Annotated in this window: 14 protein-coding genes, 4 tRNA genes and 2 rRNA genes; all 20 read right to left on the reverse strand. The window is 53.6% G+C overall.

The window, feature by feature from the left end; genetic code table 11:
- Window positions 1-6 precede the first annotated feature (6 nt).
- Entirely contained in the window at window positions 7-477 is a 471-nt protein-coding gene (gene rpsG / locus RHM68_RS22605; RefSeq protein ID WP_002555493.1) for a 30S ribosomal protein S7, read from the reverse strand.
- A 118-nt stretch (window positions 478-595) separates the two neighbouring features.
- Complete coding sequence (gene rpsL / locus RHM68_RS22610; protein WP_002555494.1) at window positions 596-967, reverse strand: 30S ribosomal protein S12; 372 nt, start codon at window positions 965-967, stop codon at window positions 596-598.
- 216 nt (window positions 968-1,183) lie between these two features.
- Window positions 1,184-5,383 (reverse strand): DNA-directed RNA polymerase subunit beta', encoded by a 4,200-nt coding sequence (gene rpoC / locus RHM68_RS22615; protein ID WP_322219198.1) that lies wholly within the window; start codon window positions 5,381-5,383, stop codon window positions 1,184-1,186.
- Between the two features lie 64 nt (window positions 5,384-5,447).
- A complete protein-coding gene (gene rpoB / locus RHM68_RS22620) occupies window positions 5,448-9,521 on the reverse strand; it encodes a DNA-directed RNA polymerase subunit beta (protein ID WP_322219199.1) in 4,074 nt (1,357 codons plus the stop codon).
- Window positions 9,522-9,741: 220 nt separating this feature from the next.
- Entirely contained in the window at window positions 9,742-10,107 is a 366-nt protein-coding gene (gene rplL / locus RHM68_RS22625; protein ID WP_092277397.1) for a 50S ribosomal protein L7/L12, read from the reverse strand.
- Between the two features lie 80 nt (window positions 10,108-10,187).
- On the reverse strand, window positions 10,188-10,688 hold the full coding sequence (gene rplJ, locus RHM68_RS22630) for a 50S ribosomal protein L10 (protein WP_322219200.1): 501 nt from the start codon (window positions 10,686-10,688) through the stop codon (window positions 10,188-10,190).
- Window positions 10,689-10,888: 200 nt separating this feature from the next.
- The gene (gene rplA, locus RHM68_RS22635) at window positions 10,889-11,584 is read right to left on the reverse strand and encodes a 50S ribosomal protein L1 (protein ID WP_201190738.1); all 696 of its coding nucleotides are present in this window, start codon (window positions 11,582-11,584) and stop codon (window positions 10,889-10,891) included.
- Window positions 11,584-12,015 carry a 50S ribosomal protein L11 gene (gene rplK, locus RHM68_RS22640; RefSeq protein WP_003228756.1) on the reverse strand — a complete coding sequence of 144 codons (432 nt, stop codon included), beginning with the start codon at window positions 12,013-12,015 and terminating at the stop codon, window positions 11,584-11,586. The genes rplA and rplK overlap by 1 nt, the downstream gene beginning before the upstream one ends.
- 116 nt (window positions 12,016-12,131) lie before the next feature.
- Complete coding sequence (nusG, locus tag RHM68_RS22645; RefSeq protein WP_282379324.1) at window positions 12,132-12,665, reverse strand: transcription termination/antitermination protein NusG; 534 nt, start codon at window positions 12,663-12,665, stop codon at window positions 12,132-12,134.
- 9 nt (window positions 12,666-12,674) lie between these two features.
- The gene (gene secE, locus RHM68_RS22650) at window positions 12,675-13,043 is read right to left on the reverse strand and encodes a preprotein translocase subunit SecE (RefSeq protein ID WP_322219201.1); all 369 of its coding nucleotides are present in this window, start codon (window positions 13,041-13,043) and stop codon (window positions 12,675-12,677) included.
- Between the two features lie 45 nt (window positions 13,044-13,088).
- Window positions 13,089-13,164, reverse strand: a tRNA-Trp gene (locus RHM68_RS22655).
- Between the two features lie 53 nt (window positions 13,165-13,217).
- Complete coding sequence (tuf, locus tag RHM68_RS22660; protein ID WP_322223909.1) at window positions 13,218-14,411, reverse strand: elongation factor Tu; 1,194 nt, start codon at window positions 14,409-14,411, stop codon at window positions 13,218-13,220.
- 84 nt (window positions 14,412-14,495) lie between these two features.
- Window positions 14,496-14,571: transfer RNA gene (locus tag RHM68_RS22665), tRNA-Thr, on the reverse strand.
- Window positions 14,572-14,597: 26 nt separating this feature from the next.
- Window positions 14,598-14,671 (reverse strand) — tRNA-Gly (locus RHM68_RS22670).
- A gap of 24 nt (window positions 14,672-14,695) precedes the next feature.
- A tRNA-Tyr gene (locus RHM68_RS22675) sits at window positions 14,696-14,780 on the reverse strand.
- Window positions 14,781-14,922: 142 nt separating this feature from the next.
- The gene (locus RHM68_RS22680; RefSeq protein WP_322219202.1) at window positions 14,923-15,363 is read right to left on the reverse strand and encodes a hypothetical protein; all 441 of its coding nucleotides are present in this window, start codon (window positions 15,361-15,363) and stop codon (window positions 14,923-14,925) included.
- Between the two features lie 7 nt (window positions 15,364-15,370).
- A complete protein-coding gene (locus RHM68_RS22685) occupies window positions 15,371-16,120 on the reverse strand; it encodes a pantothenate kinase (protein WP_322219203.1) in 750 nt (249 codons plus the stop codon).
- Complete coding sequence (gene birA / locus RHM68_RS22690; RefSeq protein WP_322219204.1) at window positions 16,110-17,069, reverse strand: bifunctional biotin--[acetyl-CoA-carboxylase] ligase/biotin operon repressor BirA; 960 nt, start codon at window positions 17,067-17,069, stop codon at window positions 16,110-16,112. The genes RHM68_RS22685 and birA overlap by 11 nt, the downstream gene beginning before the upstream one ends.
- Before the next feature lie 137 nt (window positions 17,070-17,206).
- Window positions 17,207-17,322: ribosomal RNA gene (gene rrf, locus RHM68_RS22695) — 5S ribosomal RNA — on the reverse strand.
- 168 nt (window positions 17,323-17,490) lie between these two features.
- Window positions 17,491-20,382, reverse strand: a 23S ribosomal RNA gene (locus RHM68_RS22700).
- Window positions 20,383-20,545 lie beyond the last annotated feature (163 nt).

Consider the following 20,545-nt stretch of genomic DNA (forward strand, 5'->3'; position numbering starts at 1 on the left):
CTAAAATTAGAAGCGGTAGTGCGAGAAAGCCTTGTTGGCTTCAGCCATACGGTGCACGTCTTCACGCTTCTTAACTGCAGCACCTTTACCTTCAGCAGCATCCAACAGCTCGCCAGCTAAGCGCAGAGCCATAGACTTTTCGCCGCGCTTGCGGGCGAAGTCTACCAACCAGCGCATTGCCAGGGCGTTACGACGGGACGGGCGAACTTCGACCGGAACCTGGTAAGTAGCACCGCCTACACGGCGCGACTTCACTTCGACCAGCGGAGCGATGGCGTCGAGAGCTTTCTCGAAGATTTCCAGGGGATCGCTGTTCTTGCGTTCTTTAACCTTTTCCAGCGCGCCATAAACGATACGCTCGGCAACGGCTTTCTTGCCGCTTTCCATTACGTGGTTCATGAACTTGGCCAGAATTTGGCTTCCGTATTTTGGATCGTCAAGCACTTCGCGCTTGGCTGCTACGCGTCTTCTTGGCATGGATAAGCCCTCAAACGGTCTTCAGGTTCGCTCGGAATCGGTGCCCTTTCGGGACGCCTCCGACCTTACTCTTATCGACTCAGAAAAATAGAAAATCAGTTTTTACAAAAAGCCACTACTACTTAGGCTTCTTGGTACCGTACTTCGAACGACCTTGGTTACGACCTTTGACGCCGGAAGTATCCAAAGAGCCGCGAACGGTGTGATAACGAACACCTGGCAAGTCTTTTACACGACCGCCGCGGATCAGTACCACGCTGTGTTCTTGCAGGTTGTGGCCTTCACCGCCGATGTACGAGGAAACCTCGAAACCGTTGGTCAAACGCACACGGCATACTTTACGCAGTGCCGAGTTAGGTTTTTTCGGCGTGGTGGTATACACACGGGTGCATACGCCACGACGTTGCGGGCAGTTCTGCAGCGCAGGCACGTCGGATTTCTCGACGATACGCTTACGCGGCTGACGTACCAGCTGGTTGATAGTTGCCATCTACTAGCTCCACTGTTGTCTTGCGACGCTATTGTCTTGCAAGAAAAGCAAAATGGCAGGAACGAATTCCCGCCAAATTTAGGGGTACAAGAGTCTAAAGAGGATCTTGCCCCCAGTCAAGGCAAGGCCCCGATCTCTCCACTCATCCAATCTCGACAAATTGCCGAGATTGGATGAACGCAGCGACCAGGGCCTCACGCTCATTTACCGCAGAACTCAGTTACCGCTTGAGTTCAATGCTTCGGTCAGTGCAGCTTCCACTTCACTGGCGCTTACGCGCAACGGCTTGTCCGCTTCACGACGACGCTTACGCTCGCTGTGATACGCCAAACCGGTACCCGCCGGGATCAGACGACCCACGACTACGTTTTCTTTCAGGCCGCGCAGATAATCGCGCTTGCCGGTTACCGCCGCTTCGGTCAGTACACGAGTGGTTTCCTGGAAGGAAGCCGCCGAGATGAACGATTCGGTGGACAACGACGCCTTGGTGATACCCAGCAGCACGCGAGTGAACTTGGAAACGAATTTCTCGTCGCCCGCCAGACGCTCGTTCTCTACCAGAACGTGAGTCAATTCCATCTGGTCGCCCTTGATGAAAGTGGAGTCGCCAGATTCAGCGATTTCAACTTTACGCAACATCTGACGCAGGATGGTCTCGATGTGCTTATCGTTGATCTTCACGCCTTGCAGACGATAAACGTCCTGGATCTCGTTCACGATGTACTTGGCCAACGCACTCACACCCAGCAGACGCAGGATGTCGTGTGGATCGCTTGGACCATCGGAGATAACTTCGCCGCGGTTAACCTGTTCGCCTTCGAAGACGTTCAGGTGACGCCACTTCGGAATCAGCTCTTCATACGGATCGCTACCGTCGTTCGGCGTAATAACCAGACGGCGCTTGCCTTTGGTTTCTTTACCGAACGCGATGGTGCCGCTGACTTCAGCCAGAATCGAGGCTTCTTTCGGACGACGGGCTTCGAACAAGTCGGCAACACGCGGCAAACCACCGGTGATGTCGCGAGTCTTCGAAGTCTCTTGCGGAATACGAGCGATAACATCACCGATCGCAATTTTCGCACCATCCGCAACACCGACAAGGGCGTTGGCAGGCAGGAAGTACTGAGCAATTACGTCGGTACCCGGCAGCAAGAGATCCTTGCCATTGTCATCAACCATCTTCACAGCAGGACGGATATCTTTACCGGCAGCTGGACGGTCTTTGGCGTCGAGTACTTCAATGTTGGTCATACCGGTCAATTCGTCAGTCTGACGCTTGATCGTGATGCCTTCTTCCATGCCCACGTAGGTCACGGTACCTTTCATTTCGGTAACGATTGGGTGAGTGTGCGGATCCCACTTGGCCACGATTGCGCCAGCGTCGACCTTGTCACCTTCTTTAACCGAAATCACGGCACCGTATGGCAGCTTGTAACGCTCGCGCTCACGACCGAAGTCATCAGCAATCGCTAGCTCGCCGGAACGGGACACCGCAACCAGGCAACCATCCACTCGCTCAACGTGCTTCAGGTTGTGCAGACGGACGGTACCGCCATTCTTCACCTGAACGCTGTCCGCTGCGGAGGTCCGGCTTGCCGCACCACCAATGTGGAACGTACGCATGGTCAGCTGGGTACCCGGCTCACCGATGGACTGGGCAGCGATAACGCCGACCGCTTCACCGATGTTCACTTGGTGACCACGAGCCAAATCACGGCCGTAGCACTTGGCACAAATGCCATAGCGAGTTTCGCAACTGATCGGCGAACGCACGATCACTTCATCGATGCTGTTCAGCTCGATGAATTCAACCCACTTCTCGTCTACCAGCGTGCCGGCAGGAACGATGATTTCCTCGGTACCCGGCTTGTACACGTCACGGGCAATAACTCGACCCAATACACGCTCGCCCAGCGGCTCAACAACGTCACCGCCTTCAATGTGCGGAGTCATTACCAAGCCGTGTTCCGTGCCGCAATCAACCTCGGTCACAACCAGATCCTGCGCCACGTCTACCAGACGACGAGTCAGGTAACCAGAGTTCGCAGTTTTCAACGCGGTGTCCGCCAAACCTTTACGAGCACCGTGAGTGGAGATGAAGTACTGAAGTACGCTCAAACCTTCACGGAAGTTCGCAGTAATCGGCGTTTCGATGATGGAACCGTCCGGCTTGGCCATCAGGCCACGCATACCGGCGAGCTGACGGATCTGCGCAGCAGAACCCCGTGCGCCCGAGTCGGCCATCATGTACATCGAGTTGAAGGACTCTTGGTCGACTTCGACGCCATGACGATCGATGACTTTCTCTTTCGAGAGGTTGGCCATCATCGCCTTGGATACTTCGTCGTTCGCCTTGGACCAAAGGTCGATTACTTTGTTGTACTTCTCGCCCTGGGTTACCAGGCCGGAGGCGTACTGACTTTCGATTTCTTTCACTTCATCAGTAGCAGCGCTGATGATGCGGGCCTTTTCATCCGGGATAACGAAGTCGTTAACACCGATGGAAACGCCGGAAATGGTCGAATAGGCAAAACCGGTGTACATCAACTGGTCAGCGAAGATCACAGTCTCTTTCAAACCAACCACGCGGTAGCATTGGTTGATCAGCTTCGAGATCGCCTTTTTCTTCATCGGCTGGTTGACGACGTCGTACGACAGGCCAGGTGGAACAACCTGGAACAACAGCGCACGGCCAACAGTGGTGTCGACGATGCGGGTGTTCTTAACGCTGCCGCCATCACGATCGTTGACAGTTTCGTTGATCCGCACTTTGACTTTAGCGTGCAGTGCAGCTTCGCCAGCACGGAACACACGGTCAACTTCTTGCAGATCCGCGAACACACGACCTTCGCCCTTGGCGTTGATCGCTTCACGCGTCATGTAGTACAGACCCAATACAACGTCCTGCGACGGAACGATGATTGGCTCACCGTTGGCTGGCGACAGAATGTTGTTGGTCGACATCATCAACGCACGCGCTTCCAACTGGGCTTCCAGTGTCAGCGGTACGTGTACGGCCATTTGGTCGCCGTCGAAGTCGGCGTTGTACGCGGCGCAGACCAACGGGTGCAGCTGGATAGCTTTACCTTCGATCAGTACCGGTTCAAACGCTTGGATACCCAGACGGTGAAGGGTCGGCGCACGGTTGAGAAGAACCGGGTGTTCTCGAATTACTTCAGCGAGAACGTCCCAAACCTCTGGCAGCTCGCGCTCAACCATTTTCTTGGCCGCTTTAATGGTGGTCGCGAGACCACGCATTTCCAGCTTGCCGAAAATGAATGGCTTGAACAGCTCGAGAGCCATTTTCTTCGGCAGACCGCACTGGTGCAGACGCAGGGTCGGACCTACGGTAATTACCGAACGACCGGAGTAGTCAACACGCTTACCGAGCAAGTTCTGACGGAAACGACCCTGCTTACCCTTGATCATGTCAGCCAGGGATTTCAGAGGACGCTTGTTGGAACCGGTGATAGCGCGGCCACGACGACCGTTATCGAGCAGCGCATCGACGGCTTCCTGCAACATACGCTTTTCGTTGCGCACGATGATGTCCGGAGCGGACAGATCGAGCAGACGCTTCAAGCGGTTGTTACGGTTGATCACTCGACGATACAGATCGTTGAGGTCGGAAGTCGCGAAGCGACCACCATCCAGCGGGACGAGTGGACGCAGATCTGGCGGCAGAACCGGCAGAACGGTCAGCACCATCCATTCTGGGAGGTTGCCGGAGCCCTGGAAGGCCTCCATCAACTTCAGACGCTTAGACAGCTTCTTGATTTTGGTTTCGGAGTTGGTTTGCGGAATTTCTTCACGCAGACGGCCAATCTCGTGCTCCAGATCGATAGCGTGTAGCAGCTCGCGAACAGCTTCAGCACCCATGCGGGCATCGAAATCGTCGCCGAACTCTTCCAGCGCCTCGAAGTACTGCTCGTCATTAAGCAGCTGACCCTTCTCAAGGGTGGTCATGCCTGGGTCGATAACGACATAGCTCTCGAAGTAGAGAACGCGTTCGATATCACGCAGGGTCATGTCCATCAGCAAGCCGATACGCGACGGCAGCGACTTCAGGAACCAGATGTGGGCAACTGGCGAGGCCAACTCGATGTGCGCCATGCGCTCACGACGAACTTTAGCCAATGCGACTTCAACGCCACACTTCTCGCAGATCACACCACGGTGCTTCAAGCGCTTGTACTTACCGCACAGGCACTCGTAATCCTTTACCGGGCCAAAGATCTTGGCGCAGAACAGGCCGTCACGCTCAGGTTTGAACGTACGGTAGTTGATGGTTTCCGGCTTTTTAACTTCACCGAACGACCACGAACGGATCATCTCAGGCGAGGCCAATCCAATACGGATGGCGTCGAACTCTTCGACTTGACCCTGGTTTTTCAGCAAATTCAGTAGGTCTTTCAAGGCCTTTCCTCCTGGCGGAGCAGAGAGCGGGCAATCATGCCCCGCTCTCGATTCGCGTCACGTGTTATTCGGTTTCCAGATCGATATCGATGCCGAGGGAACGAATTTCCTTGATCAACACGTTGAAAGACTCGGGCATGCCCGGCTCCATACGGTGATCGCCATCCACGATGTTTTTGTACATCTTGGTCCGGCCGTTCACATCGTCCGACTTCACTGTGAGCATTTCTTGCAGAGTGTAAGCAGCACCGTATGCTTCCAGTGCCCAGACCTCCATCTCCCCGAAACGCTGACCACCGAACTGTGCCTTACCACCCAGCGGCTGCTGGGTAACCAGGCTGTACGAACCGGTAGAACGAGCGTGCATCTTGTCGTCTACCAAGTGGTTCAGCTTCAGCATGTACATGTAGCCAACAGTAACCGGGCGCTCGAACTTGTTGCCGGTACGGCCGTCGGTCAGCTGCATCTGGCCGCTTTCTGGCAGGTCTGCCAGTTTCAGCATGGCCTTGATTTCGCTTTCCTTGGCGCCGTCGAACACTGGAGTGGCCATTGGTACGCCGCCACGCAGGTTCTTCGCCAGATCCAGGATTTCCTGGTCAGAGAAGCTATCCAGATCTTCGTTACGACCGCCGATCTGGTTGTAGATCTCGTCCAGGAAGGTGCGAAGTTCAGCGACTTTACGCTGCTCTTCGATCATCCGGTTGATCTTCTCGCCCAAACCTTTAGCCGCGAGGCCCAAGTGGGTTTCAAGGATCTGACCAACGTTCATACGCGAAGGTACGCCCAACGGGTTGAGAACGACGTCGACCGGGGTGCCATTGGCATCGTGCGGCATGTCTTCAACCGGCATGATCACAGAGACCACACCTTTGTTACCGTGACGACCGGCCATCTTGTCGCCCGGCTGGATGCGGCGACGGATTGCCAGGTAAACCTTGACGATTTTCAGCACGCCTGGAGCCAGGTCATCGCCCTGCTGCAGTTTGCGCTTCTTGTCTTCGAACTTGTCGTCCAGCAGACGGCGGCGATCAACGATGTAGGCCTGAGCCTTCTCGAGTTGCTCGTTCAGAGCATCTTCAGCCATGCGCAGTTTGAACCACTGACCATGTTCAAGACCGTCGAGAACTTCGTCGGTGATGTCCTGACCTTTCTTCAGCCCAACGCCGCCTTCGGCTTTATGGCCGACCAAAGCGGAACGCAGACGTTCGAAAGTAGCGCCTTCAACAATACGGAACTCTTCGTTCAGATCTTTGCGGATCTCGTCGAGTTGAGTCTTCTCGATCGACAGTGCGCGAGCATCACGCTCAACGCCGTCGCGGGTGAAGACCTGTACGTCGATGACAGTACCCTTGGTGCCGGTAGGCACGCGCAGGGAAGTATCTTTAACGTCGCTGGCTTTTTCACCAAAGATGGCACGCAACAGCTTCTCTTCTGGCGTCAGCTGGGTCTCGCCTTTTGGAGTGACCTTGCCCACCAGAATGTCGCCAGCGCCCACTTCGGCACCTACATAAACGATACCGGCTTCGTCCAGTTTGTTCAGTGCAGCTTCACCCACGTTAGGGATGTCTGCAGTGATCTCTTCAGGCCCAAGCTTGGTGTCACGCGCCACACAGGTCAGTTCCTGAATGTGGATCGTGGTAAAGCGATCTTCTTGAACAACTCGTTCCGACAGGCAGATGGAGTCTTCGAAGTTGTAACCGTTCCAGGCCATGAACGCGATGCGCATGTTCTGACCCAGCGCCAGCTCACCCATATCGGTGGACGGACCGTCGGCCATGATGTCGCTACGCTGAACCCGATCACCTTTACGCACCAGCGGACGCTGGTTGATGCAGGTGTTCTGGTTGGAGCGGGTGTATTTGGTCAGGTTATAGATGTCGACACCAGCTTCGCCGGTTTCAACTTCATCATCTGCAACACGAACCACAATACGGCTGGCATCAACGGAGTCGATCACGCCGCCACGACGAGCCACGACACAAACGCCGGAGTCACGGGCTACGTTACGCTCCATACCCGTACCAACCAGCGGCTTGTCGGCGCGCAAGGTAGGTACAGCTTGACGCTGCATGTTCGAACCCATCAACGCACGGTTGGCGTCATCGTGCTCGAGGAACGGGATCAGCGACGCGGCGACCGAAACAACCTGCTTCGGCGATACGTCCATCAAGGTGACGTCTTCCGGCGCCTTGACAGTGAACTCGTTCAAGTGACGAACAGCTACCAGTTCGTCGATCAGCATTTTCTTGTCGTTCATCGTGGCCGAAGCCTGAGCGATCACGTGATCAGCTTCTTCGATGGCGGACAGGAACACGATCTCGTCGGTGACCAGAGCGTCTTTCACCACACGGTACGGGCTCTCGAGGAAGCCGTACTGGTTGGTACGCGCATAAGCGGCCAGGGAGTTGATCAGGCCGATGTTCGGACCTTCTGGCGTTTCAATCGGGCACACACGACCGTAGTGAGTCGGGTGTACGTCACGCACTTCAAAGCCAGCACGCTCACGAGTCAAACCGCCAGGGCCCAGTGCAGACACACGACGCTTGTGGGTGATCTCGGACAGCGGGTTGTTCTGGTCCATGAACTGCGAGAGTTGGCTGGAACCGAAGAACTCTTTCACCGCCGCAGCCACTGGCTTGGCGTTGATCAGGTCTTGCGGCATCAGGCCTTCGCTTTCAGCCATCGACAGACGCTCTTTGACCGCACGCTCAACACGTACCAGGCCAACGCGGAACTGGTTCTCGGCCATTTCGCCTACGCAGCGAACACGACGGTTACCCAGGTGGTCGATGTCATCGACGATGCCTTTACCGTTACGGATGTCGACCAGAGTCTTCAGAACCGCAACGATGTCTTCTTTGCACAACACGCCCGAACCTTCGATCTCGGTACGACCGATACGACGGTTGAACTTCATCCGGCCGACCGCAGACAGGTCATAGCGCTCAGGGCTGAAGAACAGGTTGTTGAACAGAGTCTCGGCAGCGTCTTTAGTTGGCGGCTCGCCTGGACGCATCATGCGATAGATCTCTACCAGCGCTTCCAATTGGTTGCTGGTGGAGTCGATCTTCAGCGTATCGGAGACGAACGGACCGCAGTCGATATCGTTGGTGTACAGAGTTTCGATACGCACAACCTGAGACTTGGCGATTTTTGCCAGGATCTCGGTGTTCAGCTCGGTGTTGCACTCTGCCAGGATTTCGCCAGTTGCCGGATGCACGATGACCTTGGCGGTAGTCCGACCCAGGACGTAGTCCAGAGGCATGACCAGCTCTTTGATCCCTGCTTTTTCCAGCTGGTTAATGTGGCGAGCGGTAATACGACGACCCTGCTCGACAATAACCTTGCCTTTGTCATCGAGAATATCGATGGCTGCAATTTCACCACGAAGGCGATGCGGCACCAATTCCAGGCTGATGCTTTCGCCCTGCACGTGGAATACGTTGGTGGTGTAGAACGCGTCGAGCACTTCTTCAGTGGTGTAACCGAGCGCGCGCAGCAGTACCGATGCTGGCAGCTTGCGACGACGGTCGATACGCACGAATACGCAGTCTTTCGGGTCAAACTCAAAGTCCAACCACGAACCGCGGTAAGGAATGATGCGCGCGGAGTACAGCAGTTTACCGGAGCTGTGCGTCTTGCCACGGTCGTGGTCGAAGAACACGCCCGGGGAACGGTGCAGCTGGGAAACGATTACACGCTCGGTACCGTTGATTACAAAGGTACCGTTCTCAGTCATCAGGGGGATTTCACCCATGTAGACTTCTTGCTCTTTGATGTCCTTGATCGCTTTGTTCGACGATTCTTTGTCGAAAATGATCAGGCGCACTTTTACCCGCAAAGGCACGGCGTAAGTTACACCGCGCAATACGCATTCTTTGACATCAAATGCCGGTTCGCCCAGGCGATAACCGACGTACTCCAGCGCAGCATTGCCGGAGTAGCTGATGATCGGGAAAACGGATTTGAAGGCCGCATGCAGGCCCACGTCGCGGAACTGATCTTTAGTCGCTCCCGCTTGCAAGAATTCACGATACGAATCCAGCTGGATGGCCAGGAGGTACGGCACATCCATGACGTCCGGCAACTTGCTAAAGTCCTTGCGGATACGTTTTTTCTCAGTATATGAGTAAGCCATCAGCGTTCCCCAGCTTGGTCACCTGCTTGTTTGGCCCCTCCCGACGGGAGCAGCCAGAAAATCGTGCAAACCCCATGGTTTGCTCCACCGCATCGGGTGGTTACAGCACGTTATCAGCACCGACCCAGTCGGCTGCCAATAACGGAAAAAGGCCGGTGGCAAGAGCCACCAGCCATCAGCCTTTCGCTTAACGCTCGGGCTGGAGACGCAAAGTCGATGCTTACTTCAGCTCGACTTTAGCGCCTGCTTCTTCCAGAGTAGCTTTGGCTTTGTCAGCTGCGTCTTTCGAAACAGCTTCCAGAACCACGCCAGGAGCGCCGTCAACTACAGCCTTGGCTTCTTTCAAGCCAAGACCGGTCAGTTCACGTACTGCCTTGATGACGTTAACTTTCTTCTCGCCAGCTTCCAGCAGCATGACGTTGAATTCAGTTTGCTCTTCAGCAACAGCTGCAACAGCAGCTGGACCAGCAGAAGCAGCAGCAGCGGAAACGCCGAACTTCTCTTCCATTGCTTTGATCAGCTCAACGATTTCCAGAACGGATTTTTCGCCGATTGCTTCGATGATTTGGTCGTTAGTCAGAGACATGACTATAAATTCCTGTATTGGGGTGACAGCCTACGCGGCCATCGAAATAAACAATAAACGCTGAAAGGAGTCGCTCAGCTTTAGGCTGCGGCGGCTTCTTTCTGGTCGCGAAGGGCCGCCAGAGTACGAGCCAATTTGCTGGTTGCGCCTTGAATCACGCTCATCAGCTGAGAAATTGCTTCGTCACGGGTCGGCAGACTTGCCAGTACGTCGATCTGATTAGCTGCGAGGAACTTGCCCTCGAACGCAGCTGCCTTGATCTCGAACTTATCCTGACCTTTAGCGAATTCCTTGAACAAACGGGCAGCAGCGCCTGGATGTTCGTTGGAAAACGCGATCAAGGTCGGGCCGGTGAACACGTCGTTGAGAACACTGTATTCAGTGTCGGCAACAGCGCGCTTTAGCAGGGTGTTACGTACAACACGTACGTAAACGCCAGCTTCACGAGCCTCTTTACGGAGTCCGGTCATAGCGCTTACTGTCACACCGCGGGCATCAACCACAACAGCGGACAGGGCAACTTTGGCAGCCTCGTTGACTTCAGCGACGATGGCCTTCTTGTCTTCGAGTTTAATTGCCACGGGTTTAACTCCTGCTTGTTACCGTTTCATCCAACCGAAGCCGGATGTCGTTTTGGTGTCTGATTCGGTAAGGAACCGGGAGCACCATCTGCGTAGGCTTATGGTTTAAGACTTGCGTCGCCTACGGTCTTGGATAGCCCCCGCCAGGCAGGGACCCCAATTTGCTTCAATCGGCGCAATCGCTTGCACCAATTTTTGTCTTACGCTTCCAGCGAACCTTGGTCGATGACCAGGCCCGGACCCATGGTGGTGCTCAGGGTGATGCGCTTAACGTAAATGCCTTTCGAGGAAGCCGGCTTGATGCGCTTCAGATCAGAGATCAGGGCTTCAACGTTTTCCTTCAGCTTGACGGCGTCGAAACCGACTTTGCCAACGGAGGTGTGAATGATGCCGTTTTTGTCGGTGCGATAACGAACCTGACCAGCTTTTGCGTTCTTAACCGCAGTAGCTACGTCTGGAGTTACGGTGCCGACTTTAGGGTTAGGCATCAGGCCACGTGGGCCGAGGATCTGACCCAACTGACCCACAACGCGCATTGCATCCGGGGATGCGATTACTACGTCGAAGTTCAGGTTACCGGCTTTCATTTCGGCAGCCAGATCGTCCATACCTACACGGTCAGCGCCGGCAGCCAGAGCGGCCTCAGCAGCTGGGCCTTGGGTGAACACAGCAACGCGAACGGTCTTGCCAGTGCCGTGTGGCAGCACAGTAGCGCTACGAACAACCTGGTCAGATTTACGCGGGTCAACGCCAAGGTTTACAGCAACGTCAAACGACTCGCTGAACTTGACAGTCGACAGCTCAGCCAGCAGTGCAGCGGCGTCTACAAAATTGTAGGACTTGCCAGCTTCGATTTTGCCGGCGATAGCCTTTTGGCGCTTGGTCAGCTTAGCCATTACACACCCTCCACGTTAAGGCCCATGCTACGAGCAGAACCGGCGATAGTACGCACGGCCGCATCCATATCAGCTGCAGTCAGATCCGCGTTTTTTGTTTTCGCGATTTCTTCCAGCTGAGCACGAGTGACAGTGCCAACCTTAACTGTATTCGGACGAGCGGAACCGCTAGTCAAACCAGCAGCCTTCTTCAGAAGAACCGAAGCAGGTGTGGATTTTGTTTCGAAAGTAAAGCTACGGTCGCTGTAGACAGTGATGATCACTGGAGTCGGCAGACCAGCTTCAAGACCCTGAGTACGGGCGTTGAAAGCCTTGCAGAACTCCATGATGTTCACGCCATGCTGACCCAGTGCAGGACCAACAGGTGGGCTTGGGTTAGCCTGAGCGGCTTTCACTTGCAGCTTGATGTAAGCGGTAATCTTCTTGGCCATGAGGCACTCCAATTACGGGTTCAAACGCCTTAAAAGGCTCCCCGGTTACTTGCGCGTTTATCCCAGTGACGACAAAACCCCACAGCCAGGGCTGCGGGGTTGGGATGCTTGCTCAGCTAGACTTTTTCGACCTGGCTGAACTCTAACTCTACCGGAGTAGAGCGACCGAAAATGAGCACTGCCACTTGGATCCGGCTCTTTTCGTAGTTAACTTCTTCGACCGTGCCCGTAAAGTCAGCAAACGGCCCGTCATTGACACGCACCGACTCGCCCGGCTCGAAGAGAGTCTTCGGCTTAGGCTTATCGCTACCATCAGCGACGCGACGCAGAATTGCTTCTGCCTCTTTGTCTGTGATTGCTGCCGGCTTATCGGCCGTACCGCCAATGAAACCCATAACACGAGGAGTGTCCTTGACCAAATGCCAAGTACCCTCATTCATGTCCATCTGAACCAGCACATAGCCTGGAAAGAATTTACGTTCGCTTTTGCGCTTCTGGCCATTACGCATTTCAACCACTTCTTCAGTGGGAACCAGAATCTCGCCAAAGCCATCTTCCATGCCAGCCAGCTTTACGCGCTCTACCAACGAGCGCATTACATGCTTCTCGTAACCGGAGTAAGCATGCACAACGTACCAACGCTTAGCCACGGGACACCCTTAGCCGACAATCAAGGAAACAAGCCAACCGAGCAGGGAATCAAGCCCCCACAACAGCAACGCCATAACCAGAACAACAGCCACCACAATGAGGGTGGTCTGCGTGGTTTCTTGGCGAGTAGGCCACACGACTTTACGAATCTCGGTGCGAGCTTCCTTAACCAGTACAAAGAAAGACTTGCCCTTGGCTGTTTGCAGGCCTACAAAGGCAGCTACAGCAGCAATGGCAAGTAAAGCGAGTACACGGTACAGGATCGGCGACGCAGAGTAATACTGATTACCAACAACGCCAACAACCACCAAGACGACTACTACTAGCCACTTGAGCAAATCGAAGCGAGAGGCTTGAGCTTCAGCTTTAGGAGTCATCTATGAAGATCCTGTGAAAAGAAAGCCAGACACACCGAGTGAATCTGGCAGGTCAGGAGGGAATCGAACCCCCAACCTACGGTTTTGGAGACCGTCGCTCTGCCAATTGAGCTACTGACCTAAAACAAAATCAGGCCGACCATTATGCCGGCCCGAAAAAGACATTACAACAATTTACTCGATAACCTTCGCAACGACACCTGCGCCGACGGTACGACCGCCTTCACGAATAGCGAAACGCAGACCATCTTCCATCGCGATGGTTTTGATCAGGGTGACTGTCATCTGGACGTTATCGCCCGGCATCGCCATCTCAACACCTTCTGGCAATTCGCAGTTACCAGTCACATCAGTCGTACGGAAGTAGAACTGCGGACGGTAGCCCTTGAAGAACGGCGTATGACGACCACCCTCCTCCTTACTCAGAACATAAACCTCTGCGGTGAATTTGGTATGCGGCTTGACAGTGCCCGGCTTAACCAGAACCTGGCCTCGCTCAACATCATCACGCTTAGTACCACGAAGTAACACACCACAATTCTCGCCTGCACGACCTTCATCGAGCAACTTACGAAACATTTCAACGCCCGTACAAGTAGTTTTGACAGTGTCGCGAAGACCAACAATCTCAACTTCTTCTTGAATACGAACAATGCCACGCTCAACACGACCAGTCACCACAGTACCGCGACCAGAGATTGAGAAAACATCCTCAATCGGCATCAAGAAAGGCTTATCAATAGCACGCTCCGGCTGCGGAATATAGCTATCGAGGGTCTCAACCAACTTCTTAACGGCAGTTGTGCCCATCTCGTTATCGTCTTGACCGTTCAACGCCATGAGCGCAGAACCAATAATGATCGGGGTATCATCACCCGGAAAATCATAAACACTCAGAAGATCGCGCACCTCCATCTCAACCAACTCAAGCAGCTCCGCATCATCAACCATGTCAGCCTTATTCAGGAAAACAACGATGTACGGAACGCCAACTTGGCGAGAGAGCAGTATGTGCTCACGAGTCTGCGGCATCGGACCATCAGCGGCCGAGCAGACCAAGATTGCACCATCCATCTGAGCAGCGCCAGTGATCATGTTCTTTACGTAGTCGGCGTGACCAGGACAGTCAACGTGCGCGTAATGGCGCACCGCAGAATCGTACTCAACATGAGCAGTGTTAATTGTAATACCGCGCGCTTTTTCTTCTGGGGCGCTATCGATCTTATCAAAATCGACCTTCGCGGAACCGAAGACTTCAGAACAAACTCGAGTCAGAGCCGCAGTCAAAGTAGTCTTACCATGATCTACGTGACCAATGGTACCGACGTTAACATGCGGCTTGTTACGTTCGAACTTTTCCTTAGCCATCGAAATCACTCCCAGCAGAAGAATTGAGCAAGTAACACCAACCATTAAAACAAAGGCAGATATTTTCATATCTGCCTTGTTATATGGAGCTCTTGAGCGGATTCGAACCGCTGACCTCACCCTTACCAAGGGTGTGCTCTACCAACTGAGCTACAAGAGCGCAACACTTTGCAGGACCTGCAAACTTGGAGCGGGTAGCGGGAATCGAACCCGCATCATCAGCTTGGAAGGCTGAGGTTCTACCACTAAACTATACCCGCGAGGCTTGCAGCTCTCGCTAAAAATGGTGGAGGGGGAAGGATTCGAACCTTCGAAGTCGTAGACGTCAGATTTACAGTCTGATCCCTTTGGCCGCTCGGGAACCCCTCCTAAGCGAGCCGGCATTCTATATCATGCCGGCCTTCTGTCAAGCATTTTCTCATTAAAAACCTGAGGTTACCTGCGTTGACGCTGCGTCACACTGCCAACCCCTAAAGGTCTTCACTGCGAAGCGGGCGCCATTCTATGCAAACTATTCGACAGGCGCAACCCCTTCACAGGGCATTATTTTATGTTTTAACTCATTGAATTCTTTCGAAAGGTTTTGTAACTCCAGGTCACTCACCAAGCGTCGGCTTTCAGGCGCGACGCGAACCCAGTAGCCTCCAAACAAAGGCGAGTCCTTGGGCATTGATTGAGACGTAACATCTATCCCCGACAATCGTCGCTCAACTGCTTGAGCAATGTCTTGGCGACTAAAGCCGCCCAGATAGAGGCAGCCGCTATCAATCTGATCGGATTTTGTCTTGTCACGCCCCAAATCAGGCGCCTCGCTCAACAAACGAATATCTTGCTGAGAACCTCGATACAGGCTTAGGGGCGTTACATCCTTCGCACGAAGCGGCGCCTCTTGTTGATGCCAGACGTAATAAAACACATTAAGCACTAGAAAAAGCAGGAACAACCAACGCATATAGACCTCAAGACAACGGGCAGACCATAGCCAAACCTACAAACACCAGGTCCGGAACAACCCGGGCCTCAGGCACGATCTCCGAGACCAAGCCCGCGTCTCCCCCGGTGAGAAATACTGAAAAATCCTCACCCCAATAGCCTCGCGCCAGGTCCAACTGAGCGATAACAAAGCCCCTCAGCATCAGCAGGCACCCTCGCTCTACCGCCTCGACTGTTGTACGACCCGGCGCAAGGCTTTCCAAGGTACGCTCGGCCGCGAAATCTCCATATCTAATTCTGCGGGTGTGAGTACGTAATTGGTTACGCATCAGAGGTATCCCAGGACAGATGAATCCGCCGAGATGCTCACCATCACGCGCAATAAAGTCGGCGGTAACTGCCGTACCAAAATCAAGTACGACGCATGCACCTGCCGCCAAATGGAAACCGCCAACCATTGCAAGCCAACGATCAAGCCCGAGCCGCTCGAATTCGCTGTAACCATTGCGGACACCTGAGGCTTCACGAGCCGGCGTCGCGCACGCCACAATCACACCAAAAGATTCGGCAAGCAGTGATACCAGGGCACTGGTTTCATCAGCTGTTCTTACACTAACCAAACGACAGTGAGTAAGAGCAAGCCCCTCAAGCGCCTTCAAGCTTTCCTGCAGCGCGAAATCCGAGTCGACCGCACCCTCACCAAAAACTCTTTTAGCATCCACATCAAGCACACGCCACTTGATGAAGCTATTTCCGCAGTCGAGCTCAAGAATCATCTCGCAACCTCAGACTGAGCTCACCACCACTGAAAACTCTCTCCACTCCCCCCACCCTCAAACGCAAGGCGCCCTGGGCATCGATACCCATCACCTCACCATCAATTTGATTAACGCCTGCAATCAATGACACTGCTCGCCCTTGCCATAGATGGCTCTTCTCCCACTCATCTCGAATGGCTAAAAAACCCTCTACCCGATGTCGCTCCAAATACGCCTGGAGCGTCCTACTCAGCTCTGCGACCAGATGATTACGGTCGAACGCCCTACCAGATTCAAGCAGCATGGACGTCCATAGCTGATCAACCTCATCAGCTTCCTTCATATTCACATTAATTCCGACACCCAGCACCACATGACAAACGTCGGCTGGATCGCCTACTAACTCGAGTAATATACCCGCGATTTTTTTTTGACCCACAAGAAGGTCGTTGGGCCACTTCAACCCGACACCAGGAATCCCCTGGCCTCGTAAGGTATGCATGACAGCGAGGCCAACAACCAGACTCAACCCCTCCAACTGCCGCATTCCACCCTCAATGCGCAACAGCAAGCTGTAATAGATATTCTCAGCAAACGGACTGACCCACTTGCGCCCGCGCCGCCCCCGACCTGCTGTTTGCCGTTCAGCAAGTACCAGAAATGGTGCGACCTCACCCAGCCCTACGGCACGCAAGGCATGCGCGTTGGTTGAATCAATAGACTCGAGTACCTGGATGGGCCAACCGCTCGCAGGCGACTTTTCAGCTATCTCGGCAGGATCGAGAAGCGTCATTGGCATCGCCAATTGATAGCCGCGACCGCGAACCTTATGTATAGACAAGCCCAGTTCAGCCTCCAGATGCTGAAGCTGTTTCCAAACGGCACTGCGACTTATACCTAAGGCAACGCCAAGGGCCTGTCCTGAATGGAATCGGCCATCCCCAAGAAGCTTTAACAACGTCAGCATGCAAGTCTCGCCTCACAATGAGGCCCGAATAATAGCCATGCGCAGAGCGGTTGCATAGAAACCCTATTGTAAGAACTTTCCTGGACGCAAAAACAAAACCCCTACCTGCATAAGCAGATAGGGGTTTCGGAATTTAATCTTGACGATGACCTACTCTCACATGGGGAAACCCCACACTACCATCGGCGATGCATCGTTTCACTACTGAGTTCGGGATGGGATCAGGTGGTTCCAATGCTCTATGGTCGTCAAGAAATTCGGTAGCCAGTGCGTCAGCCCTTACGGGTAACACGCCAGCGAATGGGTATGTAATAGATTTGTGTGTTTGATCGCAAACTTTCGACTTGTGTCGTCTTCACACACCGCAATCTGGTGCTCTTTCGCCCTTGGGCTCAAAGCCTGCAAATTGCTTGGGTGTTATATGGTCAAGCCTCACGGGCAATTAGTATTGGTTAGCTCAACGCCTCACAGCGCTTACACACCCAACCTATCAACGTCGTAGTCTTCGACGGCCCTTCAGGGGACTCAAGGTCCCAGTGAGATCTCATCTTGAGGCTAGTTTCCCGCTTAGATGCTTTCAGCGGTTATCTATTCCGAACATAGCTACCCGGCAATGCCACTGGCGTGACAACCGGAACACCAGAGGTTCGTCCACTCCGGTCCTCTCGTACTAGGAGCAGCCCCTCTCAAATCTCAAACGTCCACGGCAGATAGGGACCGAACTGTCTCACGACGTTCTAAACCCAGCTCGCGTACCACTTTAAATGGCGAACAGCCATACCCTTGGGACCGGCTTCAGCCCCAGGATGTGATGAGCCGACATCGAGGTGCCAAACACCGCCGTCGATATGAACTCTTGGGCGGTATCAGCCTGTTATCCCCGGAGTACCTTTTATCCGTTGAGCGATGGCCCTTCCATACAGAACCACCGGATCACTAAGACCTACTTTCGTACCTGCTCGACGTGTCTGTCTCGCAGTCAAGCGCGCTTTTGCCTTTATACTCTACGACCGATTTCCGACCGGTCTGAGCGCACCTTCGTACTCCTCCGTTACTCTTTAGGAGGAGACCGCCCCAGTCAAACTACCCACCATACACTGTCCTCGATCCGGATAACGGACCTGAGTTAGAACCTCAAAGTTGCCAGGGTGGTATTTCAAGGTTGGCTCCACGCGAACTGGCGTCCACGCTTCAAAGCCTCCCACCTATCCTACACAAGCAAATTCAAAGTCCAGTGCAAAGCTATAGTAAAGGTTCACGGGGTCTTTCCGTCTAGCCGCGGATACACTGCATCTTCACAGCGATTTCAATTTCACTGAGTCTCGGGTGGAGACAGCGCCGCCATCGTTACGCCATTCGTGCAGGTCGGAACTTACCCGACAAGGAATTTCGCTACCTTAGGACCGTTATAGTTACGGCCGCCGTTTACCGGGGCTTCGATCAAGAGCTTCGCGTTAGCTAACCCCATCAATTAACCTTCCGGCACCGGGCAGGCGTCACACCCTATACGTCCACTTTCGTGTTTGCAGAGTGCTGTGTTTTTAATAAACAGTCGCAGCGGCCTGGTATCTTCGACCGGCATGGGCTTACGCAGTAAATGCTTCACCCTCACCGGCGCACCTTCTCCCGAAGTTACGGTGCCATTTTGCCTAGTTCCTTCACCCGAGTTCTCTCAAGCGCCTTGGTATTCTCTACCCAACCACCTGTGTCGGTTTGGGGTACGGTTCCTGGTTACCTGAAGCTTAGAAGCTTTTCTTGGAAGCATGGCATCAACCACTTCGTCGTCTAAAAGACAACTCGTCATCAGCTCTCGGCCTTAGAATCCCGGATTTACCTAAGATTCCAGCCTACCACCTTAAACTTGGACAACCAACGCCAAGCTGGCCTAGCCTTCTCCGTCCCTCCATCGCAATAACCAGAAGTACAGGAATATTAACCTGTTTTCCATCGACTACGCTTTTCAGCCTCGCCTTAGGGACCGACTAACCCTGCGTCGATTAACGTTGCGCAGGAAACCTTGGTCTTTCGGCGTGGGTGTTTTTCACACCCATTGTCGTTACTCATGTCAGCATTCGCACTTCTGATACCTCCAGCAAGCTTCTCAACTCACCTTCACAGGCTTACAGAACGCTCCTCTACCGCATCACCTAAGTGATACCCGTAGCTTCGGTGTATGGTTTGAGCCCCGTTACATCTTCCGCGCAGGCCGACTCGACTAGTGAGCTATTACGCTTTCTTTAAAGGGTGGCTGCTTCTAAGCCAACCTCCTAGCTGTCTAAGCCTTCCCACATCGTTTCCCACTTAACCATAACTTTGGGACCTTAGCTGACGGTCTGGGTTGTTTCCCTTTTCACGACGGACGTTAGCACCCGCCGTGTGTCTCCCATGCTCGGCACTTGTAGGTATTCGGAGTTTGCATCGGTTTGGTAAGTCGGGATGACCCCCTAGCCGAAACAGTGCTCTACCCCCTACAGTGATACATGAGGCGCTACCTAAATAGCTTTCGAGGAGAACCAGCTATCTCCGAGCTTGATTAGCCTTTCACTCCGATCCACAGGTCATCCGCTAACTTTTCAACGGTAGTCGGTTCGGTCCTCCAGTTAGTGTTACCCAACCTTCAACCTGCCCATGGATAGATCGCCCGGTTTCGGGTCTATTCCCAGCGACTAGACGCCCTATTAAGACTCGCTTTCGCTACGCCTCCCCTATTCGGTTAAGCTCGCCACTGAAAATAAGTCGCTGACCCATTATACAAAAGGTACGCAGTCACCCAACAAAGTGGGCTCCCACTGCTTGTACGCATACGGTTTCAGGATCTATTTCACTCCCCTCTCCGGGGTTCTTTTCGCCTTTCCCTCACGGTACTAGTTCACTATCGGTCAGTCAGTAGTATTTAGCCTTGGAGGATGGTCCCCCCATATTCAGACAAAGTTTCTCGTGCTCCGTCCTACTCGATTTCATGACTAAGAGATTTTCGCGTACAGGGCTATCACCCACTATGGCCGTACTTTCCAGAACGTTCCGCTAATCTCAAAGCCACTTAAGGGCTAGTCCCCGTTCGCTCGCCACTACTAAGGGAATCTCGGTTGATTTCTTTTCCTCAGGGTACTTAGATGTTTCAGTTCCCCTGGTTCGCCTCTTAAGCCTATGTATTCAGCTTAAGATAACCATCTTATGATGGCTGGGTTCCCCCATTCAGACATCTCCGGATCAAAGTCTGTTTGCCGACTCCCCGAAGCTTTTCGCAGGCTACCACGTCTTTCATCGCCTCTGACTGCCAAGGCATCCACCGTATGCGCTTCTTCACTTGACCATATAACCCCAAGCAATCTGGTTATACTGTGAAGACGACATTCGCCGAAAATTCGCAATTTAACTCACAAATTTTACCTTAGCCTGATCCGTTACCAGTGAAAGTAACGTCCAGTCTATCTTTCTATCACATACCCAAATTTTTAAAGAACGATCTAATCAAA

The organism is Pseudomonas sp. DC1.2 (assembly GCF_034351645.1).
GTDB lineage: Bacteria > Pseudomonadota > Gammaproteobacteria > Pseudomonadales > Pseudomonadaceae > Aquipseudomonas.

Excerpts from the sequence above, each read along its gene's own strand:
- birA (WP_322219204.1), bottom strand. The coding sequence starts at position 17,069 with ATGCTGACGTTGTTAAAGCTTCTTGGGGATGGCCGATTCCATTCAGGA.
- rpoB (WP_322219199.1), bottom strand. The coding sequence starts at position 9,521 with ATGGCTTACTCATATACTGAGAAAAAACGTATCCGCAAGGACTTTAGC.
- rpsL (WP_002555494.1), bottom strand. The coding sequence starts at position 967 with ATGGCAACTATCAACCAGCTGGTACGTCAGCCGCGTAAGCGTATCGTC.
- rpsG (WP_002555493.1), bottom strand. The coding sequence starts at position 477 with ATGCCAAGAAGACGCGTAGCAGCCAAGCGCGAAGTGCTTGACGATCCA.
- rplL (WP_092277397.1), bottom strand. The coding sequence starts at position 10,107 with ATGTCTCTGACTAACGACCAAATCATCGAAGCAATCGGCGAAAAATCC.
- rplK (WP_003228756.1), bottom strand. The coding sequence starts at position 12,015 with ATGGCCAAGAAGATTACCGCTTACATCAAGCTGCAAGTGAAAGCCGCT.
- tuf (WP_322223909.1), bottom strand. The coding sequence starts at position 14,411 with ATGGCTAAGGAAAAGTTCGAACGTAACAAGCCGCATGTTAACGTCGGT.
- secE (WP_322219201.1), bottom strand. The coding sequence starts at position 13,043 with ATGACTCCTAAAGCTGAAGCTCAAGCCTCTCGCTTCGATTTGCTCAAG.
- RHM68_RS22685 (WP_322219203.1), bottom strand. The coding sequence starts at position 16,120 with ATGATTCTTGAGCTCGACTGCGGAAATAGCTTCATCAAGTGGCGTGTG.
- RHM68_RS22680 (WP_322219202.1), bottom strand. The coding sequence starts at position 15,363 with ATGCGTTGGTTGTTCCTGCTTTTTCTAGTGCTTAATGTGTTTTATTAC.
- rplA (WP_201190738.1), bottom strand. The coding sequence starts at position 11,584 with ATGGCTAAGCTGACCAAGCGCCAAAAGGCTATCGCCGGCAAAATCGAA.